20 protein-coding genes are annotated in these 18,613 nt (G+C 72.3%); 4 read left to right on the forward strand and 16 right to left on the reverse strand.

Features of this window, described 5'->3' with window-relative positions:
* Window positions 1–118: 118 nt before the first annotated feature.
* The 4 genes from OO60_RS30255 to OO60_RS30270 form a co-directional block, all read right to left on the reverse strand.
* The gene (locus OO60_RS30255; protein WP_004558376.1) at window positions 119–1,549 is read right to left on the reverse strand and encodes a carboxylesterase/lipase family protein; all 1,431 of its coding nucleotides are present in this window, start codon (window positions 1,547–1,549) and stop codon (window positions 119–121) included.
* A gap of 195 nt (window positions 1,550–1,744) precedes the next feature.
* Complete coding sequence (locus OO60_RS30260; protein ID WP_033262591.1) at window positions 1,745–3,916, reverse strand: xanthine dehydrogenase family protein molybdopterin-binding subunit; 2,172 nt, start codon at window positions 3,914–3,916, stop codon at window positions 1,745–1,747.
* Window positions 3,913–4,875, reverse strand: coding sequence for an FAD binding domain-containing protein (locus tag OO60_RS30265; protein WP_033262592.1), 963 nt, complete (start codon window positions 4,873–4,875; stop codon window positions 3,913–3,915). The genes OO60_RS30260 and OO60_RS30265 overlap by 4 nt, the downstream gene beginning before the upstream one ends.
* A complete protein-coding gene (locus OO60_RS30270) occupies window positions 4,862–5,314 on the reverse strand; it encodes a (2Fe-2S)-binding protein (RefSeq protein WP_033262593.1) in 453 nt (150 codons plus the stop codon). The genes OO60_RS30265 and OO60_RS30270 overlap by 14 nt, the downstream gene beginning before the upstream one ends.
* Window positions 5,315–5,496: 182 nt before the next feature.
* Here OO60_RS30270 and OO60_RS30275 point away from each other — a divergent pair, with 182 nt between their 5' ends.
* Window positions 5,497–6,072 carry a TetR/AcrR family transcriptional regulator gene (locus OO60_RS30275; RefSeq protein ID WP_033262594.1) on the forward strand — a complete coding sequence of 192 codons (576 nt, stop codon included), beginning with the start codon at window positions 5,497–5,499 and terminating at the stop codon, window positions 6,070–6,072.
* A 58-nt stretch (window positions 6,073–6,130) separates the two neighbouring features.
* Here the strand turns inward: OO60_RS30275 and OO60_RS30280 are convergent, their stop codons facing one another.
* From OO60_RS30280 to OO60_RS30295, 5 genes are all read right to left on the reverse strand, one after another.
* A complete protein-coding gene (locus OO60_RS30280) occupies window positions 6,131–6,490 on the reverse strand; it encodes a hypothetical protein (protein ID WP_033262595.1) in 360 nt (119 codons plus the stop codon).
* 283 nt (window positions 6,491–6,773) lie between these two features.
* Window positions 6,774–6,953, reverse strand: coding sequence for a hypothetical protein (locus OO60_RS47920; RefSeq protein ID WP_244885600.1), 180 nt, complete (start codon window positions 6,951–6,953; stop codon window positions 6,774–6,776).
* Between the two features lie 34 nt (window positions 6,954–6,987).
* Window positions 6,988–7,443, reverse strand: a complete 456-nt coding sequence (locus OO60_RS48245) for a class I SAM-dependent methyltransferase (protein WP_342341984.1) — start codon at window positions 7,441–7,443, stop codon at window positions 6,988–6,990.
* A 358-nt stretch (window positions 7,444–7,801) separates the two neighbouring features.
* Complete coding sequence (locus OO60_RS30290) at window positions 7,802–9,295, reverse strand: CoA-acylating methylmalonate-semialdehyde dehydrogenase (protein WP_033262596.1); 1,494 nt, start codon at window positions 9,293–9,295, stop codon at window positions 7,802–7,804.
* 47 nt (window positions 9,296–9,342) lie between these two features.
* On the reverse strand, window positions 9,343–10,212 hold the full coding sequence (locus OO60_RS30295; RefSeq protein WP_033262597.1) for a Cgl0159 family (beta/alpha)8-fold protein: 870 nt from the start codon (window positions 10,210–10,212) through the stop codon (window positions 9,343–9,345).
* A gap of 136 nt (window positions 10,213–10,348) precedes the next feature.
* On the opposite strand from OO60_RS30295, the gene OO60_RS30300 reads away from it, so the two are divergent.
* Window positions 10,349–11,125, forward strand: coding sequence for a GntR family transcriptional regulator (locus tag OO60_RS30300; RefSeq protein WP_033262598.1), 777 nt, complete (start codon window positions 10,349–10,351; stop codon window positions 11,123–11,125).
* Window positions 11,126–11,391: 266 nt separating this feature from the next.
* Here OO60_RS30300 and OO60_RS30305 read toward each other — a convergent pair whose 3' ends face one another.
* The 6 genes from OO60_RS30305 to OO60_RS30330 form a co-directional block, all read right to left on the reverse strand.
* Window positions 11,392–12,582, reverse strand: a complete 1,191-nt coding sequence (locus tag OO60_RS30305) for a PP2C family protein-serine/threonine phosphatase (RefSeq protein ID WP_033262599.1) — start codon at window positions 12,580–12,582, stop codon at window positions 11,392–11,394.
* The gene (locus OO60_RS30310; protein WP_033262600.1) at window positions 12,582–13,574 is read right to left on the reverse strand and encodes an ATP-binding protein; all 993 of its coding nucleotides are present in this window, start codon (window positions 13,572–13,574) and stop codon (window positions 12,582–12,584) included. The genes OO60_RS30305 and OO60_RS30310 overlap by 1 nt, the downstream gene beginning before the upstream one ends.
* Complete coding sequence (locus tag OO60_RS30315; RefSeq protein ID WP_033262601.1) at window positions 13,571–13,993, reverse strand: anti-sigma regulatory factor; 423 nt, start codon at window positions 13,991–13,993, stop codon at window positions 13,571–13,573. Before OO60_RS30315 ends, OO60_RS30310 begins: the two co-directional genes overlap by 4 nt.
* On the reverse strand, window positions 13,983–14,375 hold the full coding sequence (locus OO60_RS30320; RefSeq protein WP_033262602.1) for an STAS domain-containing protein: 393 nt from the start codon (window positions 14,373–14,375) through the stop codon (window positions 13,983–13,985). Before OO60_RS30320 ends, OO60_RS30315 begins: the two co-directional genes overlap by 11 nt.
* Window positions 14,372–15,223: an STAS domain-containing protein gene (locus OO60_RS30325; RefSeq protein ID WP_033262603.1), complete on the reverse strand. Its 852-nt coding sequence runs from the start codon at window positions 15,221–15,223 to the stop codon at window positions 14,372–14,374. The genes OO60_RS30320 and OO60_RS30325 overlap by 4 nt, the downstream gene beginning before the upstream one ends.
* Before the next feature lie 74 nt (window positions 15,224–15,297).
* Complete coding sequence (locus tag OO60_RS30330) at window positions 15,298–15,768, reverse strand: MarR family transcriptional regulator (RefSeq protein ID WP_425304656.1); 471 nt, start codon at window positions 15,766–15,768, stop codon at window positions 15,298–15,300.
* 147 nt (window positions 15,769–15,915) lie between these two features.
* Here OO60_RS30330 and OO60_RS30335 point away from each other — a divergent pair, with 147 nt between their 5' ends.
* A complete protein-coding gene (locus OO60_RS30335) occupies window positions 15,916–17,133 on the forward strand; it encodes a PP2C family protein-serine/threonine phosphatase (RefSeq protein WP_033262605.1) in 1,218 nt (405 codons plus the stop codon).
* Between the two features lie 30 nt (window positions 17,134–17,163).
* Here the strand turns inward: OO60_RS30335 and OO60_RS30340 are convergent, their stop codons facing one another.
* Complete coding sequence (locus OO60_RS30340) at window positions 17,164–17,601, reverse strand: Hsp20/alpha crystallin family protein (protein ID WP_033262606.1); 438 nt, start codon at window positions 17,599–17,601, stop codon at window positions 17,164–17,166.
* 166 nt (window positions 17,602–17,767) lie between these two features.
* On the opposite strand from OO60_RS30340, the gene OO60_RS30345 reads away from it, so the two are divergent.
* On the forward strand, window positions 17,768–18,610 hold the full coding sequence (locus OO60_RS30345) for an SDR family oxidoreductase (protein WP_033262607.1): 843 nt from the start codon (window positions 17,768–17,770) through the stop codon (window positions 18,608–18,610).
* The last annotated feature ends 3 nt before the right edge of the window (window positions 18,611–18,613 follow it).

Raw genomic sequence — 18,613 nt, forward strand, 5'->3', positions numbered from 1 at the left:
GAGCCAGCCCGCTGGAGCAAGGGGAGCGACCGGTTCGTGACCCTGGTGATCCAACGGCGTGCACGTGCAGGTGAGCCGGGGTCCGGAGAGGACGCACGAGCCGAGGCGGTGCGCGCGGTCAGTACGCGTGGAACATCGTGTCTTCGCCGTCGTACTCCGCCCAGCCGGGCGAGCCCGTCGTGGCGAAGCGGTGCCAGGCGCCGTTCAGCTCGGTGGCCAGCTCGCGCGGCGGGTTCTCGCCGAGCAGGCCGCGCGGGCCGGAGACGGCGTCGAGCGCGTCGAACACGAACGGCAGCTCGAGCCCGTGGCACGCGCCGAGGCGGCCCTCGAGCAGCGGCGAACCCCACTCGAACTCGTACCGGAACGTCCGGCCGGTGTGGTTCTCGGCGAGGATGCGGACGCCGTCGCGGAAGACCAGGTCGGTCAGGGCCTCCACCAGGACCTCGCCCGCCGTGCGGCCGGACCCGAGGCCGTACGCGTGCAGCACGCCGGCCGGGTCGGGGTGGGACACCGCCAGCGAAGCCACCGCCTGGTCGTCGGTCACCGCCTCCAGCGCTCCGGTCGGCACCAGGTAGAACCGCATCTCTTCGCTGCAGCTGCCGGCGATCAGGTCGACGTCGCGGCCCGCGCCCGCCTTGATCGCCTTGCCCGGGTGCTGCGGCAGGACGTCGTCGCCGACCACCGGGAGGAACGGGCTCAGGCCGTAGCCGCGGTCGTAGCCGAGCGCGTCGCGCAGGTCGGGCGCGCCACCCGGGCGCAGGACCGCGTCCTGCGCGTCGAGCAGCTGCTCCGTCGACACCTTGCGGAACGCCTCCGCGGTCGGTTCCACCTTCAGCTCGTCCGCGACGGCCTTGGCCAGCCGCCGGGCCTGGACGCCGTCGCGGACCATGTCCGGGTGTCCGCTTTGGACGATCGCGCGGTGGAAGAGTCCCGGCGAGAGCGGCGATCCGAGCAGGCAGGCGACGCTGACGGCGCCGGAGGCCGCGCCGAAGAGCGTGACGTTGGCGGGGTCGCCGCCGAACCCGGCGATGTTCTCCCGGACCCAGTGCAGGGCCGCGAGCTGGTCGCGCAGGCCGAGGTTGGTCGTGCCGCCGTCGAGGGGGAGGAACCCGTCGACGCCCAGCCGGTACTGCACGGTCACCAGCACCGCGCCCGCGCGGGCGAACGCCGTGCCGTCGTGGACCGCCGCCGACCCGGCGCCGCCGATGAACCCGCCGCCGTGCACGAACACCAGCACCGGCAGCGAAGCGGCGCCCGGCTGCGGGGTCCACACGTCCACCGTCAGGTACTCCGGCCCCGGCCGCCAGCCGGTGCCGGCCAGCGCGGTCAGGTCGAGCCCCGGCACGTCGTGCCGGCGTTGCGGGGCGGTCGGCCCGGGTCTCTGCGCGTCGCGGACGCCTTCCCACGGTGGCGCCGGAACCGGTTCGGCGAACCGCAGCTCGCCCTCGGGCGCGGCGGCGTACGGAATGCCGCGGAAGCGCACGACGCCGGCGGGGGTGACCTGACCGCGGACCGCGCCGGACGTGGTGGGGACGACGGGGTCGGTCATGCGGGGGTCCTCTCGTGGACGATCAGGGGAGCGCCGTCAGCCTAGGACCGCGGACGGGCCGCCGTCATGGGCGGACCGTCCCTCTCGTTGTCGCGGATGGATAACGGCGCCCGGCCCGCATCGGCCGAACGGACGAAGACCTCGTGAATTCCCGCTGAAGGGCGGGCGGGGCGCCGGCACGCCCCGCCCGCGTGCTCAGCCTTCGAGGAGGTCCTCGATGGTGATCGGGATGTGCCGCACCCGGATCCCGGTGGCGTTGTGGACGGCGTTGGCGACCGCCGCCGCCATGCCGACCGTGCCGATTTCGCCGAGGCCCCGCGCGCCGACCGCGTTGTGCAGCGTGTCGGGGTACTCGACGAACTGCACGTCGACCTCGGGGATGTCGGCGTTGACCGGGAGCAGGTAGCTCGCGAAGTCGCCGTTGGCGAACCGGCCGTTCGCCTCGACTTCCAGGCCCTCGTGCAGCGCGGCCGAAACGCCCCAGATCATGCCGCCCACCAGCTGGCTGCGCGCGGTCTTGTCGTTGATGATCCGGCCCGCGTCGAACACCCCGAGCATCCGGGACACCCGCGCCTCGCGCGTCCACTTGTGCACCCGGACCTCGCAGAACTGGGCGCCCCACGAAGCGAACGAGTGCTTGGTCAGTTCCTCACCGGGCGCCGACGAGCCGGTCACCTCCAGCGACTCGCGGCGCACCGCCCGCAGCAGCTCGCCGAACGTCATCGTCCGCCCGCCGGCGAAGAGGCGGCCGTCGGCGTAGGTGACCTCGGCGCCCTCGAACGGCGCGCCGGGGTCGGCCGCGAGCGCCACCAGCTCGTCGATCGCCTTGGTGGCGGCGATCATGATGGCCGTGCCCGCGCTCGCCGTCGCCGTCGAGCCGCCGGAAAGGCCGCCCGGCGGGTACGCCGAATCGCCGAGCTTCGGCGTGATCCGCTCGGCCGGGATGTCCAGCGACTCCGCGCCCACCAGCGAAAGCACGGTGAGCAGGCCGGTGCCGGGGTCCGCGCCGCTGGTCGAGACGACGGCGGTGTCGTCGGCGTTGAGCGTGATGCCGACGGTGGCCGGGAACCGCAGGGCGGGGAACATGGCGGCCGCCACGCCCGTGCCGACGAGCCAGTCGCCGTCGGTGCGCGTGCCGGCCGGCCGGTGCGCCCAGCCGAAGCGGTCTGCGCCGATGCGGAAGCACTCGTCGAGGTGCTTGCTCGCCCACTGCAGATCCTTGCCCGGCGGGGCGATCGAGTTGTTCCTGATCCGCAGCTCGACCGGGTCCATGCCGAGCGCGACCGCCAGCTCGTCCATCGCGCTTTCCAGCGCGAACGAGCCGGGCGCTTCGCCGGGCGCGCGCATGAACGTGGTCGGCGGGACGTTCAGCGGCACGATCTTCTGGCTGATGGCCAGGTTCCGCGTCGTGTACCACTCCCGCGAGGTGCCGTGCGACGTCGGTTCGACGAACGACCGGGCGGCGTCCGTGCTGCACCACGAGTCGTGCCGGAGGGCGACGAGCGAGCCGTCCCGTTCGGCGCCGAGGGTCAGCTTCTGGATCGTCGCGGCCCGGCCGGCGGTCGCGGTGAACACCTGCTCCCTGGCCAGCGCGGCCTTCACCGGGCGGCCGAGGTCGCGGGCCGCCGCGGCGGCCAGGAACAGCGGCGTCGACACCATCGCCTTGCCGCCGAACGCGCCGCCGACGAACGGGTTCACCGCGTGGACGGCTTCCGCCGGCAGGTCCAGGGCCGTGGCCAGGTACTCCGCCTGCAGGTTCGAGGCCTGGTTCCCGCTGTAGACGGTCAGCTCGCCGTCGTCCCACACCGCGACCGCGGAATGCGGTTCCATCGCGGCGTGGTTCTGGGTCGCGGTCGAATAGGTCGCTTCGACGACCACCGGGCTCGCGGCCAGCGCCTCGTCGAAGGTCTCGACACCGTCTTCGAGGACCTCCAGCGTCGGCGGGGCACCGTCGCGGGCCGGCGGAGCGTCTTCGGCGTCCGCCAGGCCTTCGGCCAGGGACGTCCGCGCCGGGAGGGGGCGGTAGCCGACCTCCACCAGCGCCGCCGCGTCGCGGGCCTGCTCGAAGGTTTCCGCGACCACGAAGCCGATCGGCTGGCCGTAGTAGGTGACTTCCTTGTCCTGCAACGGAACCCAGGCCTCGCCGAACATCGTGGTCGGCGCGCGCAGGGGCAGCGGGTCGAACGGCGAGTACACGGCGAGCACGCCCGGTGCGGCCCGGACCGCGGTGAAGTCCATGGCTTCGACTTCGCCGTGGGCGATCGTGCTGAGCACGACGTAGCCGTAGGCCATGCCGGGGAAGTTGTGGTCGGCGCCGTACTTGGCCTGGCCGGTGACCTTCAGCGGCGCGTCCAGCCGGGCGATCATCGGGAGCTCCCCTCGGTCAGTTCGAGCAGCGCTCGGACGATGGTCCGCTGCAGCAGCGGCACTTTGAACGCGTTCTCGGCCAGCGGCCGCGCGCCTTCGACCGCCGCGGCGGCGGCCGTTTCGAAGCTCGCCTGGGTCGCCGGGGCGCCCCGCAGGGCGGCTTCGACGCCCGTCAGCCGCCACGGCACCGTGCCGACGCCGCCGGCCGCGACCCGGGCGTCGGCGACCACGCCGTCCCGGACGTCCAGCGCGACGGCGGCCGAGCACAGCGCGAACTCGTAGGACTGCCGGTCGCGCACCTTGACGTAGGTGGAGTTCGCCGCCCAGTCCAACCGGGGCACGAACACCTCGGTGATCAGTTCGCCGGGGCGCAGGTCGTTCTCCACGGCCGGCGTGTCACCGGGCAGCTCGTAGAAGTCGCGGAGCGCGACCTCGCGGCTGCCGGTCGCGTCCGTCAGCCGCAGGCGCGCGTCCAGCGCGACCAGGGCGACGGCGACGTCGCTGGCGTGCGTGGCCACGCACGACTCGCTGGTGCCGAGGATCGCGTGCATCCGGTTCGCGCCGGTGAGCGCGGAGCAGCCGCTGCCGGGAACGCGCTTGTTGCACGGCATCGTGGTGTCGCGGAAGTACGAACAGCGCGTGCGCTGCAGCAGGTTCCCGCCGATGCTGGCCATGTTCCGCAGCTGCTGGGACGCGCTCAGCAGCAGGGCCCGCGAGATCGCGGGGTAGACGCCGGGGTGCGCGGCGATGGTGCCCATCCGCTCCAAGGCGCCGAAGCGCAGCCCGTCGGTCGTGTCGATGCCGCGCAGCGGCACCTGGTTGATGTCCAGGACGTGCTGCGGCGTCAGGACGTCGAGCTTCATCAGGTCGACCAAGGTGGTCCCGCCGGCCAGGAAGGTGCCGGGGGTGGCGACCGCCGCTTCGACGGTGGTGGGTGCGGTCAGCTCAAAGGGACGCATCGGCCCGCCTCGCCTGCTCGACCGCCTTGACGATGTTCGGGTAGGCCGCACACCGGCACAGGTTGCCGGACATGAACTCCCGCACGTCTTCGACGTCCTGCTCGACGGCGGCGACCGCCGACATGATCTGCCCGGCGGTGCAGAAACCGCACTGCAGGGCGTCCTGGTCCACGAACGCCTGCTGCACCGGGTGCAGCCCGTCCTCTGTGGACAGTCCTTCGACGGTCGTCACCGGCTCGCGGACGGTGGCGGCCAGGGTGAGGCACGACAGCACGGGCTTGCCGCCGACGTGCACGGTGCAGGCGCCGCACTGCCCGCGGTCGCAGCCCTTCTTCGGGCCGGTGACGGCGAGGCGCTCGCGCAGCGCGTCCAGGAGCGTGACGCCGGGATCGACGTCCAGGTGTTCGGTGGTGCCGTTGACTTCGAGTGAGATGTCCACTGGTCTCTTTCCGCAGAGCCGGGCGGTGTGGTGGGTGGTAGCACGGGGGAGCGGATACTCATCCGCTTCACTCGGACGCGAGGCTAGCGGATTACAATCCGCTTGGCAACGAAGCAGGCACGCTGGAGTTGCTCCAGCTCTCGGCTAGATTCAGCGGGACGGCACGACGACGGGGAGCAGCGATGACGACGGGATCGGTCAGTCCCCGGCGCGCGGACACCCGGCGCAACCACGAGCGCATCCTCGCGGCGGCGGCCGCGTCGCTGGCCGACACGGGCGAGGTGTCGTTCAACGCGATCGCGAAGCAGGCCGGGGTCGGTGTCGGCACCGTCTACCGCCACTTCCCGACCCCGGAGGCGCTGATCCTGGCGGTCTACCGGCGCGAAGTCCGGCACATCGTGGACGTGGTGCCGGTGCTGCTGGAGAAGCACGCCCCGGCCGACGCGATGCGGCTGTGGGTGACCGACCACGTCGCCCACTACATGATGACGAAGAAGGGGCTGGCGGACGCGCTGCGGACCGCGACGGCGTTCCGCGGCGAGCTGCCGGTCGACGCCTACGAGGAAATGCTCGGCGCGGTGGCGAAGATGCTCGAAGCCAACGTGGCGGCCGGGACGGTCCGCCCGGGCCTGACCCCGGTGCTGGTGATGCGCGGCATGGGCGGCCTGCTGTGGCTCGACCCGGACGGCGACTGGCGCCGCGACGCGGCGAGCCTCGCCGACCTGCTCTGGCACGGGATGGCGGCGCAGCCCGGCTGATCGGGCTGTTGTTGTCGGGATTCCGCTCAACGCTGCTCGGCTGCCTTCGCCGGCGGCCCTAGGCCGGCCCGCCGAGGTGGACGGTCACGGTCACCCGGCCCTTCTCGTCGCGGCGCGCCACCGCGTGGCCGGTGCGGTCGGTGTCGTCGAGTTCGAGGGTGAGCGGGCCGCCTTCGCCGGTGAAGTTGCGCCACCACGACTTCGCGTCGGGCATCATCACGCCGATCGTGACCACGTCGCCGGTGCGCCGGTAGCCGACTGGTGTGCTGAAGGTGCGTCCCGACCGGCGGCCGGTGTAGGTGATCTGGGTCAGGTGGCGGCGGACCAGCGGGCCCCAGCGTGGGGATTTCCGGAGCGCGCCCATGCACGTGTTGTAGCGGTGGATGGCGGTTTTCGGGAGCGGGCCTCGGTATCCCACGGCGGCCTCCTTCGGCGGGGTGATGCCACCGTACCGGAAAACGGAGAGGGGTGTTCCGGTTGTGGGGTGTCCCTGTCTGGTTGTCAAGCTGCGGGTTCGGCCGGCCGGGGTGGATTGGGCGGCGAGATAGAGTGCGGGTTCGAGCTGGCGTGTCAGCGGCCAGTTGCACGGTCAGTGATCGCAGCAGGTTCGTCGGTGCCGCGGTTCCGCCCGCGGACTGAGCCTGTTGTCTATACCTTGCTCGCCACCACCAGGTAGTTCTCGGCCTCAAGTGTGAACGTGGTCATTCCGTCCGGAGTCCGACCCGGTGCAACTCGACTTCGAGTTCTTCGTATTGGTAGGGCCAGCTCGGCAGCAGTTCCGAGCGGGCAAGAACCGACCCAGCCGCATCAACCTGCGCGATCGCAATCTCGATGTGGTGCTCGTCCTCCCAGTTCGGCGCAATGTCCCAGCGGTAGACCACGACGGCATCGCGACCGTTCCGGCGGACGAGCCGGTCACTGATGTCGAGCCGGGAACCTCTGACCCTCCCGAGTTTTCAAGTGCGGGAGGTGAGCACCAAGCGCCCGCCACGGCGCAGAAGCCGTGCCATCGACTCCAGAGCAGCAACTCTGCCTCTCGCGCCCTCGGCATGGTGTAGCGAGCAACTCTTGCCAGCCCGCCCGCATTGTCCGGACAGATGCCCCGAACTCCTCAGACAACTCCGCAGTCCGACGAACCATCGCTTCGCTGGCGTCAGTTGCGACAACGTGCATGCCACGACCGGCGAGGCCCACCGCCAACTGCCCGGTCCCGCACGAACAATCGAGGACGTGAGCGTTCGACGGCAGGAGACTGAGGACGTCATCGAACGACGCAGCGAACTCGGCCGGAGCCAGCTTTGCATCGGAGAGGAGCCACTCGTACACCTCGGCAAGCGAGTTATAGCCACTCACACCTACTACCTCCGTCACGCGGCGGACTCACGGTGGCCATCAGTACATCAGCGGCCAAGTCGGTCACCAATGGTTTTCGCAGGGGCAACGCGGCACAATGGCCTGTTCCACTTCTGTGCCGGCGTCGGTTGATCCACGGCCTCAGGTCACGTCAGTCGTAGGTGGCGCTACGTAATCGGGCGTATGGCCAGGGGCCACCAACACTGGCGGTTCCCGGCCCGAGCCGGATGCTCGCCTTTGCTCGACGATCCGGAGCTGCGGGTTACCGGTGCGATGCCGGCGGTCTGCCGCGGTGGCAGAGGATCTCCGGCAGTCGATGTCGGCCGTTCGCCGGATGTGGGCAGAGCGCCCCGCGTGGCTGATCGGGGACCGTGCCTCAGCTGGACGTCGGGAAGGTGAACGCCGCCGCCGTGGTGGTTGGGTGGGGCCAGCGGGTGGTGACCACCTTGGCTCGGGTGTAGAAGCGCACGCCTGCCGGGCCGTGGATCGGGCTGTCGCCGATGAGGGAGTCCTTCCAGCCGCCGAAGGAGTAGTACGACATCGGGACCGGGATCGGCACGTTGACGCCGATCATGCCGATCTTCACCTCGCGCTGGAACCTGCGGGCCGCTTCGCCGCCGGCGGTGAAGATTGCCGTGCCGTTGCCGTACGGGTTGGCGTTGATGATCGCGATTGCTTCGTCGAGCGTTTCGGTGCGGACGATCGCCAGTACCGGGCCGAAGATCTCCTCCCGGTACGCCGCCATCTCCGTGGTCACGCGGTCCAGCAGGGACGGGCCGACGAAGAAGCCTTCCTCGTGGCCGGCCACCTTCAGGTCTCGGCCGTCGACCACCACCGTGGCGCCCTGGTCCGCGGCCCGGGCCACGGCGTGCTCCACGCGCTCGCGGGCCGCCTCGGTGACCACCGGGCCCATGTCGCTCGCCGGGTCGGTGCCGGGGCCGACCTTCACTTCGCGGGCCTTGCGCTCGAGGATCTCGACCAGCTTGTCGCCGGCCGCGCCCACGGCCACGGCTACCGAGATCGCCATGCAGCGCTGGCCTGCCGAGCCGAAGGCAGCGGCCGTGAGGTGGTCGGCGGCGTACTCCAGGTCGGCGTCGGGCAGCACCACCGCGTGGTTCTTCGCGCCGCCGAGGGCCTGGACGCGCTTGCCGGCCGCGGTTGCGCGCTCGTGCACGTACTTGGCGATCGGGGTCGAGCCGACGAACGACACCGCCGCGACGTCCGGGTGGCCGAGGAGCGCGTCGACCGCGGCCTTGTCGCCGTGCACGACGTTGAAGACGCCGTCGGGCAGGCCGGCTTCGGCGTACAGCCGGGCGACGAAGTTCGACGCCGACGGGTCGCGTTCGCTGGGCTTGAGGACGAACGTGTTGCCGGTGGCGATGGCGATCGGGTGCATCCACAGCGGCACCATGATCGGGAAGTTGAACGGCGTGATCCCGGCGACCACGCCCAGCGGCTGCCGGAAGTCGTGCACGTCGACGTCCCGGGAGACCTGGTCGGAGAAGCTGCCCTTGAGCGCGTCGGCGATGCCGCACGCGTACTCGACGACCTCGCGGCCGCGGACGATCTCGCCGCGGGCGTCCTCGATCACCTTGCCGTGTTCGGCGGAGATGACCCGGGCGAGCTCGTCCTCGTGGCGCACCAGCAGCTCGCGGAAGGCGAACATCACCTTGGTGCGCTGGGACAGCGAGGAGGTGCCCCACTGCTCGAACGCCTTGCCGGCGGCCGCCACCGCGGTGTCCACATCGGACGGTTCGGCGAGCAGGACCGCCGCCTGCTGCCGTCCGGTGGCCGGGTCGTGGACCGGTGCCGTGCGGGTCGAGCCCGCCGGCGTGGCGGTGCCGTTGATCCAGTGTTCGATGGTGTGCACGGTGCTCCTGCCGGTAGTTGCGCTCGGGTCGGGGTGGTGCTGCGGGTTCACAGCAGCCCCACCGCGGTGTCGACGGCCTTGGCGACGTCGCCGTCGTGGGGGTAGAGCAGCGAGCGGCCGGCCACCAGGCCCTGCACGGTCGGCAGGGCCAGTGCCCGTTGCCAGGCCGCGAAAGCCGCGTCCGCGTCCTTCACCTCGCCGCCGAGCAGGACGGTGGGCAGGGTCGAGGACGCCAGCACGCGCTCCATTTCGTCCACCACCGGCAGCTTCAGCCAGGTGTAGGCCGAGGAGTGGCCGAGGCCGGCGGCGATGGTGATCGACTTGATCACGGCGCCGGGGGAGAGGTCGTTCTCGAGCCGCCCGTCGACCCAGGTCGACAGGAACGGCTCGACCAGGGCGATCAGCTTGCGGTCCGCCAGTTCGCCGACCGCCTTGGCGGTGTTCTCCAGGACGCCGGGCGTGGCCGGATCGGTCAGGCAGATGCGGGTCAGCGTCTTGCCGCCGTCGAACCGCATCCGCTCGATCGTTTCGGCGTCGTAGCCGGCGAAGCGGTCGTCGATCTCGAAGCTCGATCCGGCCAGTCCGGTCCGGTTCATCGACCCGAGCACCGTCTTGCCGTCGAGCACGCCGAGCAGCAGCAGGTCGTCGATGACGTCCGCGGTCGCCAGGACGCCGGTGACGCCCGGCCGCTCCAGCGCGAGGCACAGCCGTTCGAGCAGCTCGCCCCGATCGGCCATCGCCGACGGGTGGCCGCCCACCGCGTTCGCCCCGCGGGCCGGGTGGTCCGCGGCGACGATCATCGTGCGGCCCTTGTCGTTGAAGGGCGATTTCGCCCGCACGCGGTTCGCGGCCGCCTCGGCGATCGCTCCCGGGTCGTGCACGCGCCGGTCGACGATGCGCCGCAGCACGTCGGTCACGGTTTCACTCTCCGCTCGCAGTCCGGGAGGGCGTTCGTGCCCTCGCCATCGAGGATCGCCGCGTCGAGGAACTTTGTCAAGACATATGGACAACAAGTCATTCCTACAGTGGATGCGGGGGCGGTAGGCTCCGGGGATGAGCAAGGTGGACGTCACCTTCGCGGCCTGGGACCCCGGCCGCGAGATCGTCCTGGACCCGGACAGCCCGGAACCGCTGTACTTCCAGGTGTCCCGCCAGCTGCACGCCGCGATCGAGGACGGCAGGCTGCCGGCGGGCGCCAAGCTGGGCAACGAAGTCGACCTAGCCGCGAGCCTGCACCTGTCCCGGCCGACGATCCGCCAGGCCATCCAGACGCTGGTCAACCAGGGACTGCTCGTCCGGCGGCGCGGGGTCGGCACGCAGGTCGTGCGCACGAAGGTCGCCCGGCCGCTGCGGCTGAGCAGCCTGTTCGACGACCTCGCCGGGCTGGGCGGCAGGCCGGAGTCGGCGGTGCTGGTCAACCGCGTCGAAGACGCCGGTGCCGACGTGGCCGAGCTGCTGGAAGCACCCGGGCTGACGCGCGTGCGGCGGCTGCGGCGGATCCGGTCGGCCGACGGCGAGCCCCTCGCCCTGATGAACAACTACGTGCCCGACGGCGTGCTCGACCCGGGCGACGACGAGCTGCGCGAGCGCGGCCTCTACCAGCTCCTGCGCTCGGCGGGCGTGCGGCTGCACGCGGCCGAGCAGCACATCGGTGCCCGGCTGGCGACCGAGGAGGACGCGGAGCTGCTGAACGAAGAGCCGGGGGCGGCGTTGCTGACGATGCAGCGCACGACCTACGACGACACCGGCCGCGTGGTCGAATACGGGTGGCACGTCTACCGCGCGTCGCGCTACACGTTCAACCTTTCGCTGACCAACGGGCCGCAGTAGGCGACTCGGCCACCCCCAGGCCGCCAGCCTTCGTGGTGAGCTTCCCGTCGACGGGGACGCCGTGCGCCGTCCCGGGCGAGGCCGCGGGCCGGTCGCACGCGGTGGCGGCAACGGCGATGAGCCCGGCGGCCAGCGCTGCGAGGCCGCGCCGGACCGTCACCGCCTTCGCCGGACCGGGACACCCGGGGACCGCAGCAGGACGACCGGTGGACAACGTTCGCACGCGGCTGGTGGGCATGGGCCGCGAGTACCCGTGGCCGGCCGTCCTACGCCACGGCTGTCCGGCGGAGGGCCAGGACGACCGTGTCGTCGGCGTGCAGGACGACGTCGTGCATCCGGGTCACCAGGTCGCGGGGCAGGCCCGCCGTCGACCGGTCGCGGTGGGCCTGCGCCAGCGCCAGCAGGCGGGCCTGACCTTCGTCGATGTCCTTGCGGCTCTCCACCAGGCCGTCGGTGTACAGCAGCACCGTGTCGCCGGGCTCGATGACCACTTCGACGAGCTCGCGGCTGCCCGGATCGGGGAAGCCGACGCCGCGGCCGGGGACCGGGGCCGGCAGCAGCCGCGCCGGGCCCGTCGCGGTGACCACCACCGGCTCCGGGTGCCCGCCGTTCGCGAACCGGGTGCGGCCGGTCGCCGGATCCACCCTGGCCAGCAGGACCGTCGCCATCAGGGCCGGCTCGATCGCGGAGAGGGTGTGGGACGCGTGGGCGATCAGGTCCCGGAACGGGTGCCCCTGCAGGGCGAGGGTGCGGATCGCGTGGGTGACGGTCAGGGCGTGGCGGGTCGAGGTGACGCCGTGGCCGACCGCGTCGACCAGCGTCACGTGGACCTGCCCGTCGGGCAGGACGAACCAGTCGTAGAGGTCGCCGCCGGTCGGGGAGTCCTGGTCCGTCGGGGAGTAGTGCACGGCCAGCTCCAGGCCCGGCACCGACGGCGGCCGCGGGCGCAGCGCGTCCTCCAGCTCGCGGAAGATGGCCGCGTGCGCCCGGCGGAGCTGCTCGTCCCGCTGTTCCAGCTCCACGTACATCGCGAGGACGCCGCTGTTGGTCTCCGCGAGCTCGTGCTTGAGGTCGCGCTGCTCCCGGTCCAGGGTGTCGGCGCGGGCGACCAGCGCGAGCATCTCCTCGCGCGTGGCCCGGTCGTCGTCGGGGTCGGCCGGGGCCGCGGGGCGGCCGCCGGTGAGGTGCCAGGTGAGGGTGTCGCCGTCGCCCCGCTCGGGCAGCAGCGGCAGGGCGTCGCGGCTGCCCTGGCTCACGGCGTGGTCCAGCCGCACGGTCACGGCGAGCCGGTGGTCGGAAGCCGCCGTCGCCAGGTCGACGGTTTCGCCCGCGGTCAGCGCGGGTTCGGCGAGCAGGGTGACGGCGAGCACCAGCCGTCCCCGGTCGTCGGCGGGCACGCCGGCCTGGACGCAGGCGGTGCGGATCCGCCGCCGGATCCGGGCCAGGTCGGGGCGCATCAGGCGGACCGGTCCGCGCGCAGGGCGAGCATGGCCGCGTCGTCGCGCGGGTTCCGGTGCCGGTGGGCGAGGTCCGCGGCGAGCAGCAGCAGGTCGGGGGCCCGGCCGGAGACGCGCCAGCCGGAGCCGACGCCGTCGGTGTGCAGGACCACGACGTCGTCGTCGGCCAGCGTCAGGTGCCGGACCGGCGCCGCCGGCAGCGTGAACCCGACGACGCCGGGGGTGCTGAGCAGCAGCCGGGCCGGGCCGCCGCCGACGCTCGCCCCGCCGACGTTGCCGACCCCGCAGAACTCGAGCCGCCGCGGGGCGATCCGCACGAGCGCGACCGCGGCGCCGCGGGTCGCCCGGAGCGCGCGGTGCATGTTCGTGAGCTGGTGCGGCAGCGGGCGGTCCGGGTTCTCGGTGAACACGCGCAACGCGGCTTCCGCGGCTTCGGCGGCGTCGGGCCCGTGGCCGAGCCCGTCGGCGACGACGGCGGTCCGGCTGCCGGTGACCTCGGCCAGCGCGACGGCGTCCCCGCAGTACTCCTCGCCCTCGCGTGCCAGGCGGAAGTGCCCGGTGGCGCCGCGCAGCGGCGGTGAGGCGGGGTCGAGCAGGCGGGCGGCGGCGAGCGTGCCGTCCGCGGGGGAGGAGGTGATCCGGAACTCGGTCGCCATCCGCTTCACCGCGCCCAGCCCGGCGCCGAGGGTGGCGGTGGTCGTGTTGCCGTCGAGCAGCCAGTGGTCGAGGTCGGCCATGCCGGGGCCGTCGTCGGCGGCCAGCACGTCGACCCCGCGCCCGCTGAGCGACCGCTGCACGAACACCGAGCCGCCGCCGGTGTGCTTGTCGATGTTGCCCGCCAGTTCGGCGGCCACGACGGCGGCGCGGTCGGCCAGCACGGCAGGCAGCCCGGCGTCCTGCGCGGTTTCCCGCGCGACGCGGGCGGCGGCGTACCCGGCGCTGGGGTGGTCGACGCGGATCTGGCGCGTCAGTGCGGTCGCGGTGGCGGTCATGGTTTCCAGCGCACGACCGTGACGGTGGTGCCGCGGCCGGGCTCGGTGTCGAGGTCGAAGTCGTCGACCAGGCGGCGGGTGCCGCCCAGGCCGTGCCCGAGCCCCGCGCCGGTGCTGAAGCCGTCGGTCATCGCCTGCTCGACGTCGGCGATCCCGGGCCCTTCGTCGCGCACCTGCAGCCGGATGCCCCGCCGCCCGGCGCTGTCCAGCACGGATTCCACGGTCATCGTGCCGCCCCCGCCGTGGATGTAGGCGTTGCGGACGAGCTCGCTGGCCGCGGTGACGATCTTCGTCTGGTCGACGATCGAGAAGCCGGCGGCGACCGCGGCGGCCCGGACGGCGTGGCGGGCCGCGAGCAGGTCCTCCTCCACGCGGACGGGGTGCTCACCGGACGGCGTGGTCCGCTCGTCAGGAAGCATGAGGCGCCTCTTCGGCGGCCTCGGCGGGACGGCGCCAGCCCAGCAGCTCCATCGCCTGCTCCGCGTTGAGCGCGGTCCGGACGCCGGTGAGCTGCAGCCCGAGCTCGGTCAGGGTCAGTGCGACGGCCGGGCGCATGCCGGCCACGATCATCTGCGTGCCGAGCAGCCGTCCGGTGCCGGCCAGCTGCATGAGGACGCGGGCGACGAACGAGTCGATGATCTCCAGCCGGGAGATGTCGACGATGACGCCGCGGATGCCTTCGTTCGCGATCCGCGCGGTCAGCTCGTCGGTGAACGCGAGGGCCGTCTTGTCGTCCAGGTCGCTCAGCAGCCCGCTGAGCAGGATGTCACCCAGCCGCAGGATCGGCAGGCCGGCGTTCACCCGGTCACCGGGCGCGCGCTGTCGCCGAGCAGCTGCATCGCGGTCGCCAGCGCGTCGGCCAGCGAACCGCGGGTGACGATGTGCGAGAGGTCGATGCCCAGCTGGGTGATGGTCTGCGCGATCGAGGGACGGATGCCGCTGATCACGCACTCCGCGCCCATCAGCCGGACGGCGCTGACGGTCTGCAGCAGGTGGTGCGCGACCGCGGTGTCGACGGTCGGGACGCCGGTGATGTCGATGATCGCCACCCGCGCCTCGTTCGCCTGGATCGACTCCAGGAGGCTGTTCATCACGACCTGGGTGCGGGCGCTGTCGAGCGTGCCGATCAGGGGCACCGCGAGGACGTGCCGCCACAGCCGCACGACGGGCGTGGACAGCTCGAGCATCTGGCTGTGCTGCTCGCGGATGATCCGTTCCCGGCCGGCGGAGTAGACCTCGAAGGTCAGCACGCCCGCGCTGTCGAGCAGCTCGTTGACCAGCAGCGCGGCCCGGTAGCGCAGCGCGGAGTCGTCGGTGTGCCGCTCGATCGCGCCCAGCATCGTGCGCTTGAGGGCGAGGATCGCCATGGCCGTGGCCGACGGCTGGGCGCCCGCGCGGGCCCGGCGTTCCGAGAGCGAGGTCAGCGCGTCCTGCACCGCCGGGTCCTGGTCGACGATCCGCGACACCGGGAGGGTGCCGGTGAGCGCGTTCCGGAGCGCTTCCAGCAGCTCGACGGCTTCGCGGCGCAGTTCGTGGCCGCCGCCGTCGCCCGCTTCCGGGCCGGCCCAGTCGCGGGCCAAGGCGGTCCGGTCCTCCTCCAGGACGCGCGCCAACACTGTGCGGACCTGGTTGTCGTCCGTGCCCAGCACCGACCCCTCCTCCGGTGTTCGGGGCGCGCTCTGCTGTACGCCAACCTAAGTATTGTCATATAACAACAGTCGTGTCAGCGATGCAAATCCGGGGGGTCCCCGGCCGCTTCGGCCAGCGCCTGGTACTCCGCCAGCCCGGCGGCCAGTGCGGTGCGGCCCGCCGGGCTCATCTTCGTCAGCAGCAGCTCGACGCGGTCCCGGCGCCGCGCCCGCAGGTCCTGCAGGTAGGCGCGGCCGCGGTCGGACAGCCGCAGGGTCAGCTCCCGCCGGCTGCGCGCGCTGGGCAGGCGTTCGAGGAAGCCGACCGCCTCCAGCCGGTCGCACAACCGGCTCACCAGCGGCGGTGTCGAACCGAGCTGTTCGGCGAGTTCCCGCAGGTTGACGCCGTCGTGGCGGTCCAGCGCGACGACCGCGCGCAGCTGCGACACCGACAGCGGGCGCGGCGACACGTCCCGCTCGCCCTCGACCACCGACTCGAAGAGGCGGGCGAGGCTCGACACGGCAGCCGTCCCGTCCGGGGCGGCCTGCTCGCGGGATCGATCCACGGCGTCCACTGTGGCATCTCTATGCTGAACCGGCAGCACAGCTCACGCGACTCGCCGTAGACCGGCACGCCGGAGCGGCGCAGACTCGAGAAGGATCGACCCCCGGCGCCGGTGCGCGCGGACCCCGTGAGCAGCAGGAGGCAGGCGTTGGACAGATCACTGGCGGTGGAGCGTCTCCTCCGTGACGTACCGCCGCACGACCTGCCCGGAGCGCTGCGCTCGGGCCTGGGCGAGCACTTCGGCGCCCTGTCGGTCGAACTGCTGATGGCCGACTACGCCCTGACGGAGCTGTGCCAGGTGGGCGAGCAGCCCTACACGGCGGAGCCGATCCCGGTCGAGGGCACCACCCCGGGCGCGGCGTTCCTCGCGCAGGGGGCGACGTTCGCCCACGACGGCGACCGCGTCACCGGCTACCTGCCGGTCAGCGTCCGCGGCGATCGGCTCGGCGTCCTGGCCGTGACCCTGCCGCAGGAGCCGGAACCGCAGGTCTGGGCCGAACTCGAACGGTTCGCCGAAGCGGTGGCCCACGAGCTGTTCGTCGCCGACCGGGACACCGATCTCTACATCCAGGCGCGGCGCTCCTCGCGGCTGACGCTGGCCGCGGAGATGCAGTGGCAGCTGCTGCCCGGGCGCGCCTGCACCCGGGCCGAGTTCGCGCTCGGCGGCCAGCTCGAGCCCGCCTACGCCATCTACGGCGACTGCTTCGACTGGTCGGCGTCGGCGCAGAAGCTCGCCGTGACGCTGATCAACGGCATGGGGGAGGGCAGCGAAGCGGCCCTGCTGACCAACCTCGCGATCAACGCGCTGCGCAACGCCCGGCGGGCCGGAGTGCCGCTCGACGCCCAGGCGGAGCTCGCCGACCAGGCGCTGTACGCGCACTTCCGCGGCGCCGAGCACGTGGCCGCGCTGCTGCTGGAGTTCGACCTCGCCACCGGTGCGGTGTCCGTGGTCGACGCCGGCTCGCCCCGGCTCTGGCGGCTGCGGGACGGCAAGGCCGAGCGGATCCTGTTCGACGAGCAGCTGCCGCTGGGCACGTTCGACGGCACGATCTACACGGTCGAAGGCTTCCAGGCGGCCGACGGCGACCGGTTCGTCTTCGTCAGCGACGGCGTCTACAACGCGCTCGGCCTGCACGGCGAGCGCTACGGCGACCGCGAGCTGGCGGAGGCGGTGACGGCGACGGCCGAGCTGCCGGCCGCCCACGTGCCCGGCTCGATGCTGCGGGAACTGTCGACCCGGCGGCACGGCAGCCAGGCCGAGGACGACGCGATGGTCGTGTGCCTCGACTGGTTCGGCCCGACATCGCTTTCGGGGCGCGGGGAAGGGCCGGCGCTGACGGTGTCCCGCCCCGGTCCGACGCCGTAACGCCGGATCGGGGCGCCCGGTCGTCCGTCGTCAGGCCTGGATTTCCCGGCGGTCGGACTGGCTGCCGGTGATCTCGATGCGCCGCGGCTTGGCCTTCTCGGCGATCGGGATGCGCAGTGTCAGCACCCCAGCCTCGTAGTCGGCCGCGATGTGGTCGGTGTCGAGGGTGTCGCCGAGGAACAGCTGGCGCGAGAAGACCCCGAGGGGCCGTTCGGAGACCTGCATCTGCACGTCGTCGCCGCCGGGCAGCGGGCGGCGTTCGGCCTTGACGGTCAGCACGTTGCGCTCGATGTCGAGCTCGATGGCGTCCGCGGCGACGCCGGGCAGGTCGAAGCAGACCACGAACTCGTCACCGGCGCGGTAGGCGTCCATCGGCATCGCGGCCGGCTTGGACCAGGTGCCCGCGGTGCCGAAGACCTGCTGGGTGAAGCGGTCCAGCTCGCGGAACGGGTCGGTGCGCATCAACATCGGTGTCCTCCTCCTGGCTTCGACGGTGGGTGTCAACACGCCCTTCTGTTCTAGCATGTCATCCAAACGATGACAAGTCTGAGGTCATCATCAAGATGACAGACTGAATCGCCCGCGGACGGGAACACGGAGACCGAGAGCCGTTTCCGCACCCTGAGGAGCCACCGTGTCCCAGCAGCCCCCGCAGCAGCAGAACCCGCCCGGGACGACCGCCGCGATGACGCCGCGCCCCGACCACGGCGAGCACACCTACCGCGGCTCCGGCAAGCTGACCGGCAAGGCGGCGCTCATCACCGGGGCGGACAGCGGCATCGGCCGCGCGGTCGCGATCGCCTACGCGCGCGAAGGCGCCGACGTGCTGATCTCCTACCTGGACGAGCACGAGGACGCCGAAGAGACGCGGCGCTGGGTGGAGGAGGCCGGCCGCAAGGCCGTCGTCGTGCCCGGCGACGTCGCCGACCCGGCGCACTGCCGGGCGCTCGTCGCGCGGGCGGTCGAGGAGTTCGGGCGGCTCGACGTGCTGGTCAACAACGCCGCCTTCCAGATGACCCACGAGACCCTCGAAGAGATCCCGGACGAGGAGTGGGACCACACGATCGCCACCAACCTGAGCGCGTTCTTCCACCTCGCCAAGGCGGCCGTGCCGCACCTGAAGCCGGGCGCGTCGATCATCGGCAGCTCGTCGGTGAACTCCGACAACCCGACCCCGCAGCTGCTGCCCTACGACGTGACGAAGGCGGGCATCGCGAACATGTGCGCGGCGCTGGCCCAGCTGCTGGGACCGCGGGGGATCCGGGCCAACAGCGTCGCGCCGGGGCCGATCTGGACGCCGCTGATCCCGTCGACCATGCCGGAGGAGGCGGTGAAGTCCTTCGGCGAGCAGGTGCCGCTGGGCCGCGCCGGCCAGCCGGCCGAACTGGCGCCGGTGTACGTGCTGCTCGCCTCCGACGACGGCAGTTACGTGTCCGGGGCGCGGGTCGCGGTGACCGGCGGGACGCCCATCCTCTGACGC

The sequence above is a fragment of the Amycolatopsis vancoresmycina genome, assembly GCF_000716785.1.
Classification (GTDB): domain Bacteria; phylum Actinomycetota; class Actinomycetes; order Mycobacteriales; family Pseudonocardiaceae; genus Amycolatopsis; species Amycolatopsis vancoresmycina.